Origin of the sequence: Marinobacterium sp. MBR-111 (assembly GCF_040547585.1) — a bacterium.
GTDB classification, from domain to species: domain Bacteria; phylum Pseudomonadota; class Gammaproteobacteria; order Pseudomonadales; family Balneatricaceae; genus Marinobacterium; species Marinobacterium iners.
Window position 1 is genome coordinate 129,237 of the sequence record NZ_JBEPQA010000007.1, and the last position, 19,010, is coordinate 148,246.

General features: G+C 57.9%; 20 protein-coding genes. 9 read left to right on the forward strand and 11 right to left on the reverse strand.

Features of this window, described 5'->3' with window-relative positions:
- Positions 1 to 2: 2 nt before the first annotated feature.
- The 8 genes from ABIE61_RS07365 to metK form a co-directional block, all read right to left on the reverse strand.
- On the reverse strand, positions 3 to 1,013 hold the full coding sequence (locus tag ABIE61_RS07365; RefSeq protein WP_091825920.1) for an aspartate carbamoyltransferase catalytic subunit: 1,011 nt from the start codon (positions 1,011 to 1,013) through the stop codon (positions 3 to 5).
- A gap of 20 nt (positions 1,014 to 1,033) precedes the next feature.
- Positions 1,034 to 1,543 (reverse strand): bifunctional pyr operon transcriptional regulator/uracil phosphoribosyltransferase PyrR, encoded by a 510-nt coding sequence (gene pyrR, locus ABIE61_RS07370; RefSeq protein WP_091825917.1) that lies wholly within the window; start codon positions 1,541 to 1,543, stop codon positions 1,034 to 1,036.
- Entirely contained in the window at positions 1,518 to 2,000 is a 483-nt protein-coding gene (gene ruvX / locus ABIE61_RS07375) for a Holliday junction resolvase RuvX (protein ID WP_206837318.1), read from the reverse strand. The genes pyrR and ruvX overlap by 26 nt, the downstream gene beginning before the upstream one ends.
- A 13-nt stretch (positions 2,001 to 2,013) precedes the next feature.
- Positions 2,014 to 2,586 carry a YqgE/AlgH family protein gene (locus tag ABIE61_RS07380; RefSeq protein WP_091825912.1) on the reverse strand — a complete coding sequence of 191 codons (573 nt, stop codon included), beginning with the start codon at positions 2,584 to 2,586 and terminating at the stop codon, positions 2,014 to 2,016.
- 37 nt (positions 2,587 to 2,623) lie between these two features.
- Positions 2,624 to 3,532 carry an energy transducer TonB gene (locus ABIE61_RS07385; RefSeq protein WP_354408078.1) on the reverse strand — a complete coding sequence of 303 codons (909 nt, stop codon included), beginning with the start codon at positions 3,530 to 3,532 and terminating at the stop codon, positions 2,624 to 2,626.
- A 35-nt stretch (positions 3,533 to 3,567) separates the two neighbouring features.
- Positions 3,568 to 4,521, reverse strand: coding sequence for a glutathione synthase (gshB, locus tag ABIE61_RS07390; protein ID WP_354408080.1), 954 nt, complete (start codon positions 4,519 to 4,521; stop codon positions 3,568 to 3,570).
- A gap of 34 nt (positions 4,522 to 4,555) precedes the next feature.
- On the reverse strand, positions 4,556 to 5,284 hold the full coding sequence (locus ABIE61_RS07395; RefSeq protein WP_354408081.1) for a 16S rRNA (uracil(1498)-N(3))-methyltransferase: 729 nt from the start codon (positions 5,282 to 5,284) through the stop codon (positions 4,556 to 4,558).
- 227 nt (positions 5,285 to 5,511) lie between these two features.
- Positions 5,512 to 6,702 carry a methionine adenosyltransferase gene (metK, locus tag ABIE61_RS07400; RefSeq protein ID WP_206837307.1) on the reverse strand — a complete coding sequence of 397 codons (1,191 nt, stop codon included), beginning with the start codon at positions 6,700 to 6,702 and terminating at the stop codon, positions 5,512 to 5,514.
- A gap of 273 nt (positions 6,703 to 6,975) precedes the next feature.
- Between metK and tkt the strand changes: the two genes are divergently transcribed.
- The 7 genes from tkt (at position 6,976) to ABIE61_RS07435 (ending at position 15,338) form a co-directional block, all read left to right on the forward strand.
- Positions 6,976 to 8,970 (forward strand): transketolase, encoded by a 1,995-nt coding sequence (gene tkt / locus ABIE61_RS07405; protein WP_354408084.1) that lies wholly within the window; start codon positions 6,976 to 6,978, stop codon positions 8,968 to 8,970.
- Positions 8,971 to 9,048: 78 nt separating this feature from the next.
- Entirely contained in the window at positions 9,049 to 10,068 is a 1,020-nt protein-coding gene (locus tag ABIE61_RS07410) for a type I glyceraldehyde-3-phosphate dehydrogenase (RefSeq protein ID WP_354408087.1), read from the forward strand.
- Positions 10,069 to 10,102: 34 nt separating this feature from the next.
- Positions 10,103 to 11,269, forward strand: coding sequence for a phosphoglycerate kinase (locus ABIE61_RS07415; protein ID WP_206837298.1), 1,167 nt, complete (start codon positions 10,103 to 10,105; stop codon positions 11,267 to 11,269).
- Positions 11,270 to 11,303: 34 nt separating this feature from the next.
- Complete coding sequence (gene fba / locus ABIE61_RS07420) at positions 11,304 to 12,368, forward strand: class II fructose-bisphosphate aldolase (RefSeq protein ID WP_091825889.1); 1,065 nt, start codon at positions 11,304 to 11,306, stop codon at positions 12,366 to 12,368.
- A gap of 303 nt (positions 12,369 to 12,671) precedes the next feature.
- The gene (locus ABIE61_RS07425; protein ID WP_206837295.1) at positions 12,672 to 12,935 is read left to right on the forward strand and encodes a hypothetical protein; all 264 of its coding nucleotides are present in this window, start codon (positions 12,672 to 12,674) and stop codon (positions 12,933 to 12,935) included.
- Between the two features lie 82 nt (positions 12,936 to 13,017).
- Positions 13,018 to 13,896, forward strand: a complete 879-nt coding sequence (locus ABIE61_RS07430) for an EamA family transporter (RefSeq protein ID WP_206837292.1) — start codon at positions 13,018 to 13,020, stop codon at positions 13,894 to 13,896.
- A gap of 56 nt (positions 13,897 to 13,952) precedes the next feature.
- Complete coding sequence (locus ABIE61_RS07435; protein WP_354408091.1) at positions 13,953 to 15,338, forward strand: HD-GYP domain-containing protein; 1,386 nt, start codon at positions 13,953 to 13,955, stop codon at positions 15,336 to 15,338.
- A gap of 23 nt (positions 15,339 to 15,361) precedes the next feature.
- Here the strand turns inward: ABIE61_RS07435 and ABIE61_RS07440 are convergent, their stop codons facing one another.
- The gene (locus ABIE61_RS07440; RefSeq protein WP_091825876.1) at positions 15,362 to 15,547 is read right to left on the reverse strand and encodes an RSP_7527 family protein; all 186 of its coding nucleotides are present in this window, start codon (positions 15,545 to 15,547) and stop codon (positions 15,362 to 15,364) included.
- A 137-nt stretch (positions 15,548 to 15,684) separates the two neighbouring features.
- On the opposite strand from ABIE61_RS07440, the gene gcvA reads away from it, so the two are divergent.
- The gene (gene gcvA, locus ABIE61_RS07445; protein WP_354408187.1) at positions 15,685 to 16,575 is read left to right on the forward strand and encodes a transcriptional regulator GcvA; all 891 of its coding nucleotides are present in this window, start codon (positions 15,685 to 15,687) and stop codon (positions 16,573 to 16,575) included.
- Between the two features lie 42 nt (positions 16,576 to 16,617).
- On the opposite strand, the gene ABIE61_RS07450 is transcribed toward gcvA, so the two are convergent.
- Positions 16,618 to 17,091, reverse strand: a complete 474-nt coding sequence (locus ABIE61_RS07450; protein WP_206837287.1) for a YbjN domain-containing protein — start codon at positions 17,089 to 17,091, stop codon at positions 16,618 to 16,620.
- 246 nt (positions 17,092 to 17,337) lie between these two features.
- Between ABIE61_RS07450 and ABIE61_RS07455 the strand changes: the two genes are divergently transcribed.
- Positions 17,338 to 18,330 (forward strand): serine/threonine protein kinase, encoded by a 993-nt coding sequence (locus ABIE61_RS07455; RefSeq protein WP_354408095.1) that lies wholly within the window; start codon positions 17,338 to 17,340, stop codon positions 18,328 to 18,330.
- 3 nt (positions 18,331 to 18,333) lie between these two features.
- On the opposite strand, the gene ABIE61_RS07460 is transcribed toward ABIE61_RS07455, so the two are convergent.
- Complete coding sequence (locus ABIE61_RS07460) at positions 18,334 to 18,996, reverse strand: 2OG-Fe(II) oxygenase (RefSeq protein WP_354408097.1); 663 nt, start codon at positions 18,994 to 18,996, stop codon at positions 18,334 to 18,336.
- Positions 18,997 to 19,010: the final 14 nt, after the last annotated feature.

The following is a 19,010-nucleotide window of genomic DNA, read 5'->3' on the forward strand; positions in this document are numbered from 1 at the left end:
ACTCAGGCCTCCCGTGATGCATTGTCAGTGGCGGCTCGCTGGGACAGCTGACCGCTCATCGCTTTGGACATGACAGCCATACGTACGGCGATGCCATTGGTTACCTGATCCAGAATCAGCGAGCGCGGGCCATCGGCGACCTCGGACTCGATCTCGACGCCGCGATTGATCGGGCCGGGGTGCATCACCACCGCATCCGGCTTGGCATAGGCCAGTTTGTCGCGGTTCAGGCCGTAGAGCTTGTAGAACTCGGCTTCACTCGGCAGCAGGGCGCTCTGCATGCGTTCCTTCTGCAAACGCAGCATCATGATGACATCCACATCGCGCAGCCCTGATGCCATCTCGGTATACACCTTAACGCCCAGTGCCTCAATGTGGCGCGGCAGAAGGGTTTTGGGCGCGATGACGCGTATCTCGTGTACGCCCAAGGTGCGCAGGGCATGGATCTGCGAGCGGGCTACGCGGGAGTGCAGAATATCACCCACAATAGCGACCTTCAGCGGGGCGAATTCCCCTTTGTGACGACGAATGGTAAGCATGTCCAGCATCGCTTGAGTCGGGTGGGCGTGACGGCCATCACCGGCGTTGATCACGGCAACATTGGGTGTCACGTGCTGGGCGATGAAATGGGCGGCGCCGCTGTCGGCATGGCGAACAACAAACATGTCGGAGTGCATCGCCTGCAGGGTCATCAACGTGTCCTTCAGGGTTTCCCCTTTCTTGGTGGACGAAGTGTTGATGTTCAGGTTCAACACGTCCGCCGACAGGCGTTTGGCGGCCAGTTCAAAGGTGGACAGGGTACGGGTGCTGTTTTCGAAAAAAAGGTTGGCAACGGTTTTGCCACGCAGCAGCGGGACTTTCTTCACCTGCTGCTCGCCCATGTCGACGAAGGAATCCGCTGTGTCGAGAATCTCGATCAACAGCTCTCGCGGCAGCCCCTCGGTGGTGAGGAAGTGCCGCAGCTGACCGTCAGCGGTCAGCTGAATGGAGTTCGGGTCATTGGCCTCAAACATGGATGCAGTCTCTTGTCGGTTCAATCACGCTGACGGATGGTCAGGGTAAGGGGTTCCGGGCCGTTCAGCTTGACCAGCTGGTCCGGTCCCAGTGCCAGAGTGCCGCCGATCACATCGGCCTGAATTGGCAGCTCACGGCGCTGCAGATCCAGCAGGGTAATCAGGCTGACGGAAGCGGGACGGCCATAGTCAAACAGTTCGTTCAAGGCGGCGCGAATGGTGCGGCCACTCATGATGACATCGTCCACCAGCAGAATGTCCCGGCCTTCGGTGGCGCAGGGCAGTTGGCTGGGCTGTACTTTCGGGTTGATGCCCACCTGAGTGAAATCGTCACGGTAGAAGCTGATATCCAATACGCCCAGCGGGCTGGTCAGTTCCAGCTGCCGGTGCAAGCGCTCTGCCAGCCAGACACCGCCGGTACGGATGCCGATCATCAGCGGGTCCTTGAGATCGCGACGGGTGATCAGGGCGCGGGTTTCGCTCGCCATCTTGTCGAGCAGTGCATCAACACTCAGTGTTCCCGATACCATAGAGGTCCTCCAGTCGGGTGTGGCTGGGAATGCGGTCGGGACTGTTGAACCAGTCCTCCAGAATCAGACGGGCGGCGATACCGTCGACCGATTCCTGCTTGAAGTTGGTGCCGCCGCCGGCGTCCAGGTGAATGCGTTTGGCTTCTGCGGTGGTCAGGCGCTCGTCACAGAGATAACAGGGCAGCTGGTAGCGATCCTGAATCCGGTTGGCGAACTTGCGTGCGCGGCGTGCCATTTCGGAGATGGTGCCGTCCATATTGAGTGGAATGCCCACTACCAGTGCGTCAGGCTGCCACTCGGCAATGGCTGCATCCAGTTGTGACCAGTCAGGCATGCCGTCGCGAGCCCGCACTGGCTCAATCGGGGTGGCAGTGGCGGTCAGGCTCTGGCCGATGGCCAGACCTATGCGTGTGGTGCCGAAGTCAAACCCCAGCACCTGTTGGGTGTCGCTGCTCATCAAGTCCGTTCAGTCAGGCGTGTCCGGCATGGGCCGGCAACAGGTTCAGATTGATACCCAGAGTCGCGGCAGCCGCCTGCAGGCGGTCTTCCAGCGGCAGATGGAAAAGTATATCTGAATTTGCCGGACAGCTTAACCAGAGGTTGTCGCACATTTCCTGCTCCAGTTGCTCTGGACCCCAGCCTGCGTAGCCCAAGGCTACCAGAAAGGTATCGGGTCCCTCGTTGCGTGCGATCGCCTCCAGAATATCAAGCGAAGTGGTCAGACTGATTTCGTCATTGATGGGATGGCTGGATAGCCACTGCTGCTGCGGTTCGGTGCGGTGCAGTACAAAGCCGCGATCATCCCGTACCGGACCGCCATTGAAAACCGGGCGTTCGGACCAGAGTCCGGTGTTGTCTTCCAGCTCCAGGTGTGACAGCAGGTCACACAGGCGAATACCGCTGGGGCGGTTGACGACAATCCCCATGGCGCCGTACTCGCTGTGGTCGCAGATGTAGACAACGGTTTGGGTGAAGGTCTCATCATGCAGATGCGGCATGGAGATCAGGAAATGATCACGAAGTGAGGTAAGTGTGTGGGACATGGTGAATCTCTCTTCGCCGCTTGGGTATGGTTAAGGCTTAGTACACCCGTGTCTGTTTCTCAAATTTCCAGGTACGAATGATTTCAAGTCGATCCACTTCCTTACGCAGCTCAATGGGAAAACTCTGGAACGGGGAGGCCAGCTGTACGATGCGAATGGCACCCTCATCAAGTGCTCGGTGGCCGGAGGACTGCAGGATTTCGATGTTTTCGACACTGCCGTCAGGGCGCAGAGCCACCAGCAGCCGCAGTTTGCCCTGCAGTCCCTGATTGCGGGCCTGCTCCGGGTAGTTCAGGTTGCCCACGGTCTCGACTCGGCGACGCCAGTTATCCAGATAGCTGGCATAGGAATGTGCCTGGGTAGAAGCTGATGTCAGGCGCAGGACACGAGGCTTTCTGGCACGCGTTTCACGCTCCAGATCCAGCTGTGTCTGCAGGCTGGCCATTTCCAAAGCCCGGTTTAGCAATGAAGAGGAGTTGGCGTTGACCGGTGGAGCAGCAGCCGCGGCCTGTTGTGGCTTCGGCTCGCTGGCGCGGGGCTTTTGCTCGCTTTGAGTGGCGACAATAGCCTTCTGGCCCTGTGCCTGGCTCTCCTGCTGTTCGGGGCTGTTGCCCGGCTCGGGTTCCGGTGCCGGGGGTTGCTCAGGTTCTGGCGGTGCAGGTGCCCGCTGAGCGGCCTGCTCCTGAGGTTTTTCACTGGCCAGTGGCGCCATTTCAGTGGTAGCCGGCGTGGTGGCGTCATCATTGCTCCCGCTGCCCATTTGGTTATGTTGGGCAATGAAGTCGGCCTTGTCCGGTGCGTCCTGCTGCGGATACTGCGCCAGGGTGACATCCAGTGTCTGGCGCGGAGGTTCTCGTTCAGGGAGCGAGAAGCCCAGGGCAAGCAGGAGCACACCGTGTACTGCTGTGGCAATGAACAGCATGAAGCCGAAGCGATCTCTGTTCATAATATGCCAAAGCGGCAGGTGCGTGCCCCTTTTGATCATCGTGTTTTCAATACCTCATCAATGCAGTCCATCAGCTGCATGCCGATGTCCAGATCAAACTGCTGATCCAGCTCGCGAATGCAGGTGGGGCTGGTGACGTTGATTTCGGTCAGGTAGTCGCCGATCACATCCAGACCCACGAACAGCAGGCCCTTTTCTTTCAGCGTTGGGCCGACCTGTTCACAGATCCAGCGATCGCGATCCGTTAGTGGGCGGCCTTCGCCACGACCGCCGGCGGCCAGGTTGCCACGGGTTTCACCGGCCATGGGAATACGGGCCAGCGCATAGGGTACAGGCTCACCGTTGATCATCAGGATGCGTTTGTCGCCGTCCTTGATCTCGGGTATGTACTTCTGCGCCATGATGGTCTGGGTGCCGTGGGCGGTCAGGGTCTCGATGATGACGCCCAGATTGGTGCCGTCTTCACGAATGTGGAAGATGGACGAACCGCCCATGCCGTCCAGTGGCTTGAAGATGACATTCTTGTGCTCGGCGTGGAATTGGCGCAACAGATCGGCCCGGCGTGTGACCAGTACCGGCGGGCAGCATTGCGGAAAGTGGGTGGCAAACAACTTTTCATTGAAATCACGCAGACTGCCGGTACGGTTGACGATCAGGGTACCCTCGGATTCCGCCATCGCCAACAGGTGGGTGCTGTAGATGAATTCGTTATCGAACGGCGGGTCCTTACGCATCAGGATCACGTCCAGCTCGGCCAGGTCGCGGATCACATACTCGCCGTGCTCAAACCAGTTGTCCGGGTCCATGGCCACCTTCAGCGGTGCCATCTGCCCTTTCACCTTGCCGTCACGCAGGAACAGGTGCTGCTGCTCCATGTAGTGCAGCTCCCAGCCCTTGCGTTGCGCAGCCCAGAGCATCGCCAGTGAGCTGTCCTTTTTGTAGGTGATCTGCTCGATGGGGTCCATCACCACGCCGACTTTAATCGTCATCTGAAAAATTCCTGTGCTGAATGTGCGTTCAATCTTAACCCAGATCGCCCCAGAGATACTGCAGAATGGCGCAGGCCGCAACTGGTGCGGTCTCGGTGCGCATCACTCGAGGGCCAAAGGCGACCGGTTCGAAGCCCGCAGCCAGTGCCGCTTCCACTTCGGCTTCGGTCAAGCCGCCCTCGGGACCGATCAACAGCGCAACCGAGTCGGGCGCTTCCATCGTCTGCAGTGGGCGAGCCGTGTGGTGATGCAGCACCAGCTTGAGATCGGCTTCAACGGTTTGAATCCAGTCCAGCAGCGGGCTGACTTCGGCGATTTCGGGTACCCGGGTACGCTGGCTCTGTTCGCAGGCACTGATCGCTACCTGCTGCCAGTGACGCAGACGCTTGTCTTCACGCTCGGCCTTGAGTTTGACCTCGCAGCGCTCGCTGGTCAGCGGTGTAATGCGACTGACACCCATCTCGGTGGCTTTCTGTACTGCATAATCCATCCGCTCACCGCGGGAGAGTGTCTGACCGACATGAATCTGCAATGTCGATTCGACCGTCGGTGTCAGCCCTGGTTCCAGTGTCGCCTGTGCCGAGCGCTTGTCGACCTGTGTCAGTACGGCAGGGTATTCATGACCATCGCCGTTGAACAGGCAGATGCGATCGCCTTCGCGCAGGCGCAGGGCGCGGATGACATGCTGGATGGTGGTATCGCCGAGGTCGATACAGAGGCCGGGGGCCAAAGGCTGGGGTTCATATACCCGGGGGATACGCATAGCGGTCCTGCTGACTGAAAGTTCAGCCGCTATTATGGCGCAGGGCAGGTGGGGGATGCCAGTTGTGGTGGGAAGGCCGAAAGGCTATCTCGGCAAAAGACTCTTCGGGTCGGTGAGGCCAAGCCTGTCTGACACGCCGTGAACCCATCCATGGGGGCTCGGCTGCCGCCGTCCTGGCGGCAGACGGTCAGCCAGACTTGGCCTCACCGCCTTGGAGTCGATCGAACTTACAGACCAGCCGCCGCACGCAAAGCGTCAGCCTTGTCGGTCATCTCCCACGGGAAGGCCGTGAAGGTATCGTTACCCACGGTCATCTCGAAGGGGTCGCGACCGAAGTGGCCGTAGGCCGCGGTCTGGCGGTACATCGGGTGCAGCAGGTCGAGCATGCGGGTGATTGCGTACGGACGTAGATCGAAGTGCTCGCGTACCAGTTCGATGATCTTGTCATCGCTGATCTTGCCGGTGCCGAAGGTGTTGATGGACACGGAAGTCGGCTCGGCCACGCCGATGGCGTAGGAGACCTGAATCTCGATGCGGTCAGCCAGGCCGGCGGCAACGATGTTCTTGGCCACGTAACGACCGGCGTAGGCGGCGGAACGGTCCACCTTGGACGGGTCCTTGCCGGAGAAGGCGCCGCCACCGTGACGGGCCATGCCGCCGTAGGTATCGACGATGATCTTGCGGCCAGTCAGACCACAGTCGCCCACCGGGCCGCCGATGACGAACTTGCCGGTAGGGTTGATGTGGTACTGGGTGCCCTTGTGCAGCAATTCGGCCGGCAGCACATGCTTGATGATCAGCTCCTGCACCGCTTCCTGCAGGTCGGCCTGGGATACGTCCGGGTTGTGCTGAGTCGACAGTACCACTGCATCAATTGCGACCGGCTGGCCGTTTTCGTAGCGGCAGGTCACCTGAGACTTGGCGTCGGGACGCAGCCATGGCAGCAGGCCAGATTTGCGCGCTTCGGCCTGACGTTCCACCAGGCGGTGAGAGAAAGTGATCGGTGCGGGCATCAGTACGTCGGTTTCGTTGGAGGCGTAACCGAACATCAGGCCCTGGTCACCGGCACCCTGATCTTCCGGGCGGCTGCGGTCAACGCCCTGGGCGATATCGACGGACTGCTTGCCGATGATGTTGATCACGCCGCAGGTTTCACCATCGTAACCCACGTCAGAAGAGGTGTAGCCGATATCACAGATCACGCCGCGTACCAGATCTTCCAGGTCGATCCAGGCCGAAGTGCTGATTTCGCCGGAGACGATCGCCACACCGGTCTTGACCATGGTTTCACAGGCAACACGGGCATACTTGTCTTCCGCGATGATGGCGTCCAGGACGGCATCGGAGATCTGGTCGGCAATTTTGTCCGGGTGCCCTTCAGACACGGACTCGGAGGTGAACAGGCTATATTCGCTCATTTCCGGTAATAATCCTCACGCAGTGGTTAGGAGCAGCCGGGGCGATGCCGGGCTGATACGGTTTGGGTTGAATAAACCGCACATTTTAACGTCAGCGCCGGGCTTGTGCATAACATCTGGTTCGATTTTGGCTGAAAATTTTGCGATGACTGCATGAAAAACACTCCATTTGCACAAATGGATTTGAAGCTGGTCGCTATCTGGGCGAAAATTGCGCCTTTATATTCCGATTCCGTAAACCTCAAGGTTGGGTCCAGCCCCAGGAGTAGATTGATGTCCTCTCGCCGAGAACTTGCCAATGCCATTCGCGCATTGAGCATGGACGCCGTACAGAAAGCAAAATCCGGTCACCCGGGTGCCCCCATGGGCATGGCGGATATCGCCGAAGTGTTGTGGAACGACTTCATGAAGCACAACCCCGGCAACCCGCACTGGTATGACCGTGACCGCTTCGTGCTGTCCAACGGCCATGGCTCCATGCTGATCTACTCGCTGCTGCACCTGACCGGCTACGATGTCAGCATCGATGATCTGAAGAACTTCCGCCAGCTGCACAGCAAGACTGCCGGTCATCCGGAATACGGCTACTGCCCGGGTGTTGAAACCACCACCGGTCCGCTGGGTCAGGGTGTCACCAACGCCGTGGGCATGGCGATTGCCGAAAAAGCGCTGGCGGCCCAGTTCAACCGTGACGGTCACGACATCATCGACCATTACACTTACACCTTTATGGGCGATGGCTGCCTGATGGAAGGGGTCTCTCACGAAGCCTGTGCTCTGGCCGGTACTTTGGGTCTGGGCAAACTGATCGCGTTCTGGGATGACAACGGCATCTCCATCGACGGCGAAGTGGAAGGCTGGTTCACTGACGATACTCCGGCACGTTTCGAAGCCTACGGCTGGCAAGTGATCCGTGACATCGATGGTCACGACAGCGACCAGATTCGTGCTGCCATCGAGAATGCTCGTGAAAACACCGAGCAGCCGACCCTAATCTGCTGCAAGACTATCATCGGTTTCGGTTCGCCCAACAAGCAGGGCAAGGAAGAGTGCCACGGTGCGCCTCTGGGCCATGATGAGATCATGCTGGCGCGTGACGCGTTGCAGTGGGCACATCCTGAATTTGAAATCCCCGAAGAGCTGTATGAGCTTTGGGATGCGCGTGAAGCTGGCTCCAACGCCGAAAATGACTGGAATGAGCGACTGAGCGCCTATCAGACCGCGTACCCGGAACTGGCCGAAGAACTGCTGCGCCGTCTGTCCGGCGACCTGCCGGCCGACTTCGCTGAAAAGGCGGATGCCTGGATCGCCCAGGTGGCCGAGAAGGGCGACACCATCGCCTCGCGCAAGGCCTCGCAGAATGCCATCGAAGCCTTCGGTCCGATGCTGCCGGAATTTATGGGCGGCTCTGCCGATTTGGCCGGTTCCAACCTGACGCTTTGGTCCGGCTCCAAGGGCCTGAGCCGCAATGATGCCAACGGCAACTACATCCACTACGGTGTGCGCGAATTCGGCATGAGCGCGATCATGAACGGTATTGCCCTGCACGGAGGTTTCATTCCCTACGGCGCCACCTTCCTGGTATTCATGGAGTACGCCCGCAACGCGGTGCGCATGGCCGCCCTGATGAAACAGCGTGTGCTGTTCGTCTACACCCATGACTCCATCGGTCTGGGCGAAGATGGCCCGACGCATCAGCCGATCGAGCAGATCGCCAACCTGCGTCTGACCCCGAACATGGAAACCTGGCGTCCCTGTGACGCGGTGGAATCCGCCGTGTCGTGGAAGTCTTCCGTGCAGCGCACCGACGGCCCCAGCGCGCTGATTTTCTCGCGTCAGAACCTGCCGCACCAGAACCGCGATGCGGCTCAGATCGACGCCATTGAACGCGGTGGCTACATCCTGCGTGACTGCGCCGGTACTCCGGATGCGATCCTGATCGCCACCGGCTCCGAGGTCGGTCTGGCCATGGACGCAGCCGATGCACTGAGCGCCAAGGGCAAGCAGGTCCGTGTAGTTTCCATGCCCTGTACCGAGCGTTTTGACAAGCAGGATGCGGCGTACAAGGAGCAGGTACTTCCCGCCGCCGTTACCGCTCGCGTTGCCGTGGAAGCGGCTCACGCCGATTTCTGGTACAAGTACGTGGGCCTGAACGGCGCCATCGTCGGCATGCGCAGCTTCGGCGAATCCGCCCCGGCCGGCGACCTGTTCAAGCACTTCGGCTTCACCGTCGAGAATGTGGTCAGCACTGTTGAAGGCCTGCTGTAAACCGCTGCAAAACGTACTGCCGGGCACTCTGTGCGCCCGGCGGCATGTTGTTGCAGTTCTGGTCAGCATGAGCGCCGGATGAGCTACAGAATCGCGATCAACGGCTATGGCCGTATCGGCCAGGGCGTGCTCAGGGCGGTCTATCAACGCGGCCTGCAGCACCAGTTGCAGGTGGTGGCGATCAATGAGCTGTCGGATCTGGACACGCTCACCTACCTGACCCGTTATGACACCACTCATGGGCGCTTTCCCTGTTCTGTCGAAAACGATGGCGAAGCCCTGCTGATCAACGGTGACCGTATCCGGGTATTCAGCCTGGCAGAGCCCGAGCAGATTCCCTGGGGCGAGCTGGATGTGGACCTGGTGCTGGAATGTTCCGGCGCCTTTCGCACTCGAGCCGATGCCGAGCGTCATCTGGCCAGCGGTGCCAAGCGGTTGCTGTATTCGCACCCGGCGCAGGCGGATATCGATGCCACAGTGGTATTTGGCTTTAACGAGTCCAGCCTCAAGGCAGAACACCGCATCGCCTCGGCGGCCTCATGCACCACCAACTGTGTGGTGCCGGTGCTGGATCTGCTGGATCGCCACTTCGGCATCGAAAGTGGGGTGACGACTACCATCCACTCGGCGATGAATGATCAGCCGGTGATCGACAGCTATCACCGCAGTGACCTGCGGCTGGCGCGCAGTGCCATGCAGTCGATTATCCCCGTGGATACCGGCTTGAGCCGTGGAATTGATCGTCTGTTGCCGCATCTGGCCGGGCGCTTCGAGTGTCTGCACGTGCGGGTGCCGACCATCAACGTTTCGCTAATGGACCTGTCGGTGAACCTGCAGCAGGATACCAACCCGCAACAGATCAACGCCATGCTGCGCGCAGCGGCCGACAATGAACTGGCCGGGCTGTTGGGCTATACCGAAGAGCCGCATGCGTCGGTGGATTTCAATACGGATCCCCGTTCGGCGGTGGTTGACGGTACCCAAACGCGGGTGTCCTGTGGCCGACTGCTGAAGCTGTTGTGCTGGTTTGACAATGAATGGGCGTTTGCCAACCGGATGCTGGATCTCTCCCGGTACTGGCTGCAGCTCAAGGACTGATTGACTGAACTAACAAGAAACAGGAATCCCTCTGATGAGCGTTTTGAAGATGACTGATCTGGATCTGGCCGGCAAGCGCGTGCTGATCCGTGAAGATCTCAATGTTCCGGTCAAGGATGGTCAAGTGACCTCCGACGCCCGTATCCGTGCTTCTCTGCCCACCATCGAAGTGGCACTGAAAGCCGGTGCCAAAGTGATGGTAATGTCCCATTTGGGCCGCCCCACCGAAGGCGAATACGAAGAAAAGTACTCGCTGGCGCCGGTGGCCGAACATATCAGCAAATTGCTGCAGCGTCCGGTACCGCTGGTCAAGGACTGGCTGGACGGCGGCTTTGAAGTGGGTGAAGGTGAACTGGTCCTGCTGGAAAACGTACGCTTCAATCCGGGCGAGAAAAAGGACAACGAAGAGCTGTCGAAAAAGATGGCGGCACTGTGTGATGTCTACGTGATGGATGCTTTCGGTACTGCCCACCGCGCTCAGGCCTCGACCCATGGTGTTGGCAAATTCGCTCCCATCGCCTGCGCAGGTCCGCTGCTGGCCAATGAACTGGATGCGCTGGCCAAGGCGCTGGACAACCCGGCTCGTCCGATGGCTGCCATCGTTGGTGGCTCCAAGGTGTCCACCAAGCTGGAAGTGCTGAATGCATTGTCCGAGAAGTGCGATCAGTTGATCGTCGGTGGCGGTATCGCCAACACCTTCCTCGCGGCAGCTGGTAAGCCGGTGGGCAAGTCCCTGTGCGAACATGATCTGATTCCGGCGGCCAAGGCGCTGATGGAAAAAGTCAACATCCCGCTGCCGGTTGATGTCGTTGTTGCCAAGGAATTTGCCGAGACCGCTGAAGCGGTGATCAAGTCCGCTGACGACGTAGCCGACGACGAAATGATTCTGGACATTGGCCCCGAATCTGCCAAGAACCTGGCTGCTCTGCTGACCAGCGCCGGCACCATTATCTGGAACGGACCGGTCGGCGTGTTCGAGTTCGATCAGTTCGGCGAAGGCACCAAGGCATTGTCACTGGCGATCGCTAACAGCGCCGGTTTCTCCATCGCTGGTGGTGGCGACACGCTGGCTGCGGTGGATAAATACGACATCGCTGATAAGATCTCTTACATCTCCACTGGCGGTGGTGCCTTCCTGGAGTTTGTGGAAGGCAAGGTACTGCCGGCGGTTGCCATGCTGGAACAGCGTGCAGCCAAATAAGATTTTTTGATGAACCAATTCAAAGGGTGAAACCATGGCTTTGATCTCCATGCGTCAGCTGCTGGACCATGCCGCCGAATATGGCTACGGCATTCCGGCGTTCAACGTCAACAACCTGGAGCAGATGCGTGCGATCATGGAAGCGGCGGCCAAGACCGACTCGCCGGTGATCGTTCAGGCCTCTGCCGGTGCGCGCAAGTACGCCGGTTCCAACTTCCTGCGCCACATGATTCTGGCGGCGATCGAAGAGTTCCCGGACGTGCCGGTGTGCATGCACCAGGACCACGGTACCAGCCCGGCAGTCTGCCAGCGTTCCATCGCCATGGGCTTCTCCTCAGTCATGATGGACGGCTCTCTGGGCGAAGACGGCAAGACCCCGACCGATTATGCCTACAACGTCGACGTCACCCGTCGTACTGTTGAGATGGCGCACGCCTGTGGTGTCTCCGTTGAAGGCGAACTGGGCTGCCTGGGCTCGCTGGAAACCGGACAGGCCGGTGAAGAGGACGGTATTGGCGCTGAGGGTATCCTGACCCACGACCAGATGCTGACCGATCCGGATGAAGCCGCCGACTTCGTCAAGGCCACCAACGTGGATGCGCTGGCGATCGCATGCGGTACCTCCCACGGTGCCTACAAGTTCACCAAGCCGCCGACAGGCGATATTCTGGCAATTGACCGCATCCGTGCGATCCACGAACGTATCCCCACTACCCACTTGGTGATGCACGGTTCCTCCTCCGTTCCTCAGGAATGGCTGGCGGTGATCAACCAGTTCGGTGGCGAGATTCCGGAAACCTACGGTGTACCGGTGGAGCAGATCGTTGAAGGCATCAAGTACGGTGTGCGCAAGGTCAACATCGACACCGACCTGCGTCTGGCGTCTACCGGTGCCGTGCGTCGCTTCCTGGCCGAAAACCCGGCCGAGTTCGACCCGCGCAAATTCCTCAAGGCCACCATGCAGGCGATGACCGAGATCTGTGTCGCCCGTTACGAAGCCTTCGGTACCGCCGGTCATGCCAGCAAGATCAAGGCGATCTCGCTGGAGCATATGTCCGAGCGTTACGAGCGCGGAGAACTGGACGCAAAGATCAACTGATCGAAGCGCACATGCGATACCCCAGAACCCGGCTCAGGCCGGGTTTTGTCTTTCTGGACGTTGGGTAAATGTGTGTTGCTAAAAAGATACGACATAAGTCATTGATTTTAAATAAATAGGTTCTTTACGTCACAATATGTCAAGTATTCTGCGACACTTTTGGCAGTATTGCCTTCTGCCAAACCCCGAACGCTTATGATCTTCGCTTGATTTTTTTTGTAACCAATTGATATTAAATGGCTTTGATTAATATGGCACAGCTTTTGATGTTGCTTGTTCAGAAACGATTCAAGGAGAACGTCCATGCTGCGTCTAATTATGATCCTGACAGTTATACTGACTTTTGCCGGCTTACCTCAGGTCCTGCAGCCCCTTTTGATGAGTGGTCCGCCTCGGCTGGTCATGTTCAATACTGAAGAGGTGCCGCATGTAATCAATCCACATGCCCCGCAGCGTGTGCAGACACAGAGCAGCGCAGTGGAAGAGGCCGGCAAGGTGACAGGGCCGGATCTGACATCGACCCAGTCATGGGCCGAGCTGGTAATGCAGCCGCGCTCGCAAAGTTGAACCGCTTGCTACCAAGCAGGTCTGCTCAAGGGATAAAATCCAGTATGCTTGCGGCGTAATGCCATCATGCTGGAGCATATGAATGAACTACCTGATTGCCGTCACGCTGCTGTGGGCGGTGTCTTTCAGCCTGATCGGTGAGTATCTCGCCGGTCAGGTGGACAGTTACTTTTCAGTCCTGACTCGCATTGTGCTGGCGGGGATGATATTTATCCCGCTGCTGCGTCCTGCCCGTTTTACACCCGGGTTTATGGTCGGTGTCACGCTGGTTGGGGCGCTGCAATTCGGGCTGACCTATACCTGTCTGTATCTCTCGTTTGAATATCTCAGTGTGCCGGAGGTGCTGCTGTTCACCATTTTCACGCCGCTCTATGTGGCACTGGTGGATAACGCACTGAAACGTCGTTTCAGCTTCGGGCCCATTATCTCGACGCTGGTCGCTGTGCTGGGCGCGGCAATTATCCGCTACGATGGTGTCAGCGAGGCGTTTATTACCGGTTTTCTGATTCTGCAGTTGGCCAATCTTGCCTTTGCGGCGGGTCAGGTCGGCTATGCTCATTTGGTGCGGCACTATTATCCTGATGGGCAAAATCTCTGGCAGGTGTTTGGCTTTTTCTTTATCGGAGCGTTTGCACTGGTACTGCCCGCCTTTCTGATGCTGGGTAACATGGAACGTCTGCCTCAGACGACAACACACTGGACAGTGTTGAGTTGGCTTGGGCTGGTGGCCTCAGGGCTGGGGTTCTTCTTCTGGAACAAGGGTGCGACTCAGGTGGATGCCGGTACGCTGGGCATCATGAATAATGCACTGGTGCCGGCCGGGCTGGTCGTCAACCTCGTGATCTGGAATCGGGATGCGGACATCCCGCGTTTGCTGATCGGTGGCGCGGTTATCCTGTTGTCGCTTTGGGTGAATGCTCGCTGGCGTCAGTGGACGCGGGCCGAGTTGCGGGCAGGGTGACTCAACCCGCTGCTCTGTGCGTATACTGAGTACCAGACATGTTGCTGGAGCGGTGAATGGAACGCTGGAATCTGGCCGGTACCACCGGCATGAAACTGTCAGAGCTGATCAGTGCATTGTCGCATGCGCTGGACATGACCGAGGGGCAACCACCGGGGCATTGCATGCGCTGTTGCTGGATTGGTATGCATCTGGCGGATCAGCTGGGCCTGGATGACGCTGCACGCTGGGAGCTGTATTACACGCTTTTACTGAAAGACTTGGGCTGCAGCAGCAATGCCGCGCGTATCTGTCAGCTATATGGCACGGATGATCTTGGCTTCAAGCGTGACTTTAAATGGGTTAACGGTAGCCTGACGCAGGTGATCAGGTTTCTGCTGCAGCATACCGGGCGTGATGCCGGTGTTGCCGAACGTTTCAAGCGGCTGTTGAATATTGCCCGCAACGGTGAATCCATTGCCACTGAGCTGATTGCGACCCGCTGCGAACGGGGTGCGTCCATTGCGCGTGATCTGGGTTTCAGTGAGTCGGTAGCGGCCGGTATTCATTCATTGGATGAACACTGGAGCGGAACAGGTCAGCCTGAACAGCGGTCCGGTGAGGCCATTCCGTTGTATTCACGCGTGGCGCTACTGGCGCAGGTGGTGGAGGTGTTCCATGCCGCGGCCGGGCCTGATGCAGCACTGGATGAGGCGCGAGCGCGCAGCGGCCACTGGTTTGATCCGGCATTGGTGAAAGCCCTTGAGCAGGCAGCAGAGTCGGCTGACTTCTGGTCGATGCTGGCCAGCCCAGAGCTGCCTGAACGCGTGCTGGCTCTGTCGCCGGCAGGACATGAAATTGAGGTGAATGAAGACTACCTGGACCGAGTGGCTGCAGCCTTTGGTCAGGTAGTGGATGCCAAAAGTCCCTACACCGCCGGTCACAGCGAGCGAGTGGCGCTCTATACCGATCTGATAGCCGAGCAGTTGGGTATTGAGCCGCAACGGCGCCGCTGGCTTCGACGTGGTGCACTGCTGCACGATATCGGTAAGCTGGGTGTGAGCAACAGCATTCTCGATAAACCTGGCAAGCTGGATGCGGATGAATGGCAACAGGTACAGAATCATGCCCGCTTTACGGAAGAGATTCTGTCGCGTATTGGCGTATTCAGCGAATTGGCACAGGTGGCTGGCGCTCACCATGAACGGCTGGATGGCAAGGGATATCCCAAACAGCTCAAGGCAGAACAGATCACGCGGGAAACCCGGATTATCACAACCGCAGACATCTTCGATGCCATTACGGCTGAACGCCCCTATCGAGGAGCCATTCCGGTAGCACAGGCACTGGAGATGATGGCGGAGAACTTGCACACGGCAATCGATGCCGACTGTTTTGCAGCGCTGAAAGCCGCGATTCAGGAACTGGATGTCGCTGAAGTGAATGCAGGAGCGGGATTGTGACCCGCTCCACAGTCTACTCTGTCTCAGTTAACCAGCGCGGTGGCACCTGCCAGCGGACGACGCGGTTTCAACAGGCGAGCAACGCGGCGGTACAGTGACGCGATTCCCTGCATGATGAATTCAGCACGCTCACGGCGAGCTTGTTCAACATAGTAATCCACGTCTACCATTCCATTTTGTGTCATTACCATGCGATTGAAGTCGGACATTTTCGAGTAGAGCTCCTCAAATGGGGGTTAATTTTCAGGCGTTATACTAAGGTCTATGCTGCATTGCCACAAAAGATTGTTTTTCAGGCTATAGTTGAAAAAAACTAAACTATAAGAGGAGCGCCACCATCCGCCGTCTGCCACCGCTCAACGCCCTGCGCAGTTTCGAGTCTGCCGCGCGAAACCTGAGCTTCAACGAAGCTGCAGAGGAACTGTTCGTGACCCCGTCTGCGATCAGTCATCAGATCAAGTTGCTTGAAGAATTTTTGGGCTTGAAGCTGTTTCGGCGCGAGAAACGCAAGGTCAGTCTGACCGCGGCCGGCGAGCGCTACCTTCCTTCCGTACAGCTGGCGCTGGATGAAATTGAAAGTGCAACGCGGCGTTTGATGACATCACCGAACCTGAGTGCGGTCAACATCAGCGTAGCGCCTGCGTTTTTGACCCGCTGGCTGGTGCCGCGCATTACCCGGTTTCAGGAGCAGTACCCGGACGTGGAGCTGCGCTTCAGTTCCACCACTGGCTTTATCGATTTCGAACACTCCGATACCGATATGGCGGTGTATTACGGCGAAGGCAACTGGCGGGGGGTGGATATCCATTTTCTGCGCTATCTGGTCTCGACGCCGGTGTGCAGCCCCAAGTTGGCAGAGGGGCTGAACAGTCCTGAAGATCTGCTCAAGCGAACGCTTATTCACGTCAGTGGACGGAGGCAGGAATGGCAGCAGATTCTGCAGCAGCTGGGCGTCAGAGCCAACACATCAACCCGAACCATGTCTTTCTCCAGTACCGCACTGGCCGTGTCGGCGGCCATTGAAGGGATAGGTGTATCACTGGCTGACCGGGCGCTGGTGCAGCGCGAACTGGAAGCGGGACAGCTGGTGGTGCCGTTTGATATCACGCTGGACAAGCCGAGGGCGTTCTATCTGGTCTATCAGGAGAAGCGCCAGCTCACCTATGGCATGCAGGCGTTTCGTGACTGGATTCTGCAGGAGATGCAGCAGGACCTGACACCTGTATCCGAAGCCTGACGCTGACTCATTCCTGGATGAGTCAGCGTCAGCTATAGTGGGTCAGTTGTCCTGGATGTACTTTTCGAATTCCTTCATGGTCAGCATCCACCAGTCGATAGTGTCATCGAAGTTGCTGCTGCTGACGCCATATTTCAAATTAACGGGCATGTCGATGTTCGGGTCGCCGTCTTCGTCCAGGTAAGCCGTGCCAAAAAGCTGTGTCTCGTTCCACTCATTGATTCTCTGCAAGGATACAGGCTGGTCAGCCCAGGCAGCGGAAAATACGATGTTTTCACAGTCTTTGTTGTCTTCGCAATTGTAGAAATAGATACCATATTTGTTACTGTCAATCCGGCCCGTAATAAGCGGGTCACCATAGTCATCTGTTCCCAAAGTGGCGGAACCGAAGCCTCGGGCCAGTTGAACGATCTTCTCCGGGTCGGAGGCCTCAACAAGAGAAGACGCCTGAACGCCGGTAACGTTGCTCATGGTGCCAATTCCCGCTGCCAACAGCAGAATGGATGCTGCTTTCATAACTATCTCCCTGTTTTAAGTTGAGGTCCATTATTGTACACCTTCCCATTCGGTTATACCTTCAGTGCCGTTGGACTGATGTGACATATGGCATTTCCTGCAATTACAGAACCTGATCTTTCCTGGTAAAAGAGCAGGTTCACAATAAATCAAGGTGGTTTATCTTTGCATACCAAGTCATCCTAGCGATTCCTAAGTGGCAAATGATGATACTGGAATGCCGTTCTATCTGACTCGGGGTGACTCATGCAGCAAGAAAATCTCCAACCGTTCTACCAGTTGACGCCCGATACTGTGATTGATGCGGTGGAGTCGATGGGCTACCTCAGTGATGGCCGTATTCTGGCACTGAACAGCTACGAGAACCGTGTCTATCAAGTGGGTATAGAAGAAAGTGAACCACTGATCGCCAAGTTTTACCGCCCCTTGCGCTGGAGTGATGAACAGATCCTGGAAGAACATCAGTTCTGTTTTGAGCTGGTTGAGCAGGAGCTTCCGGTGGTAGCACCCTTGACCAACAGTGCCGGTGAAAGCCTGTTCCATTTCAAGGATTATCGGTTCTCCCTGTTCAAGCGCCGAGGTGGGCGCGCACCGGAGCTGGATGACCCCGACCATTTGTATCAGCTGGGGCAGACTCTGGGGCGAATCCACCTGGTCGGAGCTGTGCGCCCCTTCGTGCACCGTCCGGCGCTGGATATCCAGACCTACGGTCGTGACAGTGTGGCATTGATCAGTGAAGGCTTTATTCCGTCTTCACTGCGTGAGGCGTACACCAGTCTCTGCGCCGATCTGCTCGACGGGATCGAGGCCTGCTTTGCCGCCGCCGGTGAGGTGAAGCTGATTCGCGCGCATGGCGACTGTCATGGCGGCAACATTCTCTGGCGTGATGATACGCCCAACTTTGTCGATTTTGATGATGCGCGCATGGCCCCGGCGATTCAGGACCTGTGGATGCTGCTGACCGGCGATGACCGCGTGCAGCAACAGCTGCAGCTGGCCGAGGTGATCGCGGGATACAGTGAGTTCGCTGATTTTGATCCGCGTGAGCTGCATCTGGTAGAGGCACTGCGCACACTGAGAATGATGCATTACAGTGCCTGGCTTGCCCGGCGCTGGGAAGACCCGGCTTTTCCGCACAACTTCACCTGGTTCAACACCGAACGCTACTGGGGTGAGCATATCCTGCAGTTGCGCGAACAGCTGAGCGCGTTGCAACAGCCGCCGCTTAAACTGTTGTAGGGCTCAGTGGGGCGGGTCGATCTGGTTGTTGATGCTGGTATTGACCCGGAACCAGCCGGCGATGCTGTAGCGATCGGCACGTGCCGGCAGCACTTCATGCGGAAAACGCTCGCTGAGGAAAAGAACCAGTGTGCCCATCTGGGGCACCACCCTTTCGACCACCTCTTCGCTGTCGTGGGTCGGCCAGATCAACAGTTCGCCCCCAAGCTCAGGTTGCCAGTCAGGGTTGAGGTAAAACACCGTTGTCAGCACGCGGTTGGTTTGGCCACGGAAGGCATCCAGGTGCCGTTTGTAGAACGCGCCTTCAGGATAGTGGGCGAAGTGAGCCTCATAATCGAACAGCCCCATGAATAGCCGCCGGTTCAGCCCTTCACGCAAATCGTTCATCCACCGCAGATACTGTGCCTCGATCAGTGACTGATGGCTCAGCCAACGGATCTGATCACGGCGGATCTCGCCGTGCAGCTGGTGATCCTGTTCACGACCGATACCGGCGCGACGAAACTGCTCGTCATCCATTGCCTGCAGGTGCTGACGCAGCGCATGGCCAAGTGATTCAGGCAAGGCAGAGGGCAGAATGATATAGCCCTGCTCAACCAGTGCGTCAGCGATCTTATCGTAGAGGCTTTGGGTCAGGTCGAGATCAAGTTCGGGCGGTGAATACACAGGGGTATCCTCCA

What these genes read in the sequence shown, in the direction of transcription:
- ABIE61_RS07450 (WP_206837287.1), bottom strand. Translation starts at nt 17,091, where the DNA reads ATGAAAGCAGCATCCATTCTGCTGTTGGCAGCGGGAATTGGCACCATG.
- pyrR (WP_091825917.1), bottom strand. Translation starts at nt 1,543, where the DNA reads ATGGTATCGGGAACACTGAGTGTTGATGCACTGCTCGACAAGATGGCG.
- ABIE61_RS07430 (WP_206837292.1), top strand. Translation starts at nt 13,018, where the DNA reads ATGAACTACCTGATTGCCGTCACGCTGCTGTGGGCGGTGTCTTTCAGC.
- ABIE61_RS07385 (WP_354408078.1), bottom strand. Translation starts at nt 3,532, where the DNA reads ATGAACAGAGATCGCTTCGGCTTCATGCTGTTCATTGCCACAGCAGTA.
- metK (WP_206837307.1), bottom strand. Translation starts at nt 6,702, where the DNA reads ATGAGCGAATATAGCCTGTTCACCTCCGAGTCCGTGTCTGAAGGGCAC.
- ABIE61_RS07410 (WP_354408087.1), top strand. Translation starts at nt 9,049, where the DNA reads ATGAGCTACAGAATCGCGATCAACGGCTATGGCCGTATCGGCCAGGGC.
- fba (WP_091825889.1), top strand. Translation starts at nt 11,304, where the DNA reads ATGGCTTTGATCTCCATGCGTCAGCTGCTGGACCATGCCGCCGAATAT.
- ABIE61_RS07440 (WP_091825876.1), bottom strand. Translation starts at nt 15,547, where the DNA reads ATGTCCGACTTCAATCGCATGGTAATGACACAAAATGGAATGGTAGAC.
- ABIE61_RS07435 (WP_354408091.1), top strand. Translation starts at nt 13,953, where the DNA reads ATGGAACGCTGGAATCTGGCCGGTACCACCGGCATGAAACTGTCAGAG.
- ABIE61_RS07395 (WP_354408081.1), bottom strand. Translation starts at nt 5,284, where the DNA reads ATGCGTATCCCCCGGGTATATGAACCCCAGCCTTTGGCCCCCGGCCTC.
- ABIE61_RS07425 (WP_206837295.1), top strand. Translation starts at nt 12,672, where the DNA reads ATGCTGCGTCTAATTATGATCCTGACAGTTATACTGACTTTTGCCGGC.
- tkt (WP_354408084.1), top strand. Translation starts at nt 6,976, where the DNA reads ATGTCCTCTCGCCGAGAACTTGCCAATGCCATTCGCGCATTGAGCATG.
- ruvX (WP_206837318.1), bottom strand. Translation starts at nt 2,000, where the DNA reads ATGAGCAGCGACACCCAACAGGTGCTGGGGTTTGACTTCGGCACCACA.
- ABIE61_RS07415 (WP_206837298.1), top strand. Translation starts at nt 10,103, where the DNA reads ATGAGCGTTTTGAAGATGACTGATCTGGATCTGGCCGGCAAGCGCGTG.
- ABIE61_RS07455 (WP_354408095.1), top strand. Translation starts at nt 17,338, where the DNA reads ATGCAGCAAGAAAATCTCCAACCGTTCTACCAGTTGACGCCCGATACT.
- ABIE61_RS07380 (WP_091825912.1), bottom strand. Translation starts at nt 2,586, where the DNA reads ATGTCCCACACACTTACCTCACTTCGTGATCATTTCCTGATCTCCATG.
- ABIE61_RS07365 (WP_091825920.1), bottom strand. Translation starts at nt 1,013, where the DNA reads ATGTTTGAGGCCAATGACCCGAACTCCATTCAGCTGACCGCTGACGGT.
- gshB (WP_354408080.1), bottom strand. Translation starts at nt 4,521, where the DNA reads ATGACGATTAAAGTCGGCGTGGTGATGGACCCCATCGAGCAGATCACC.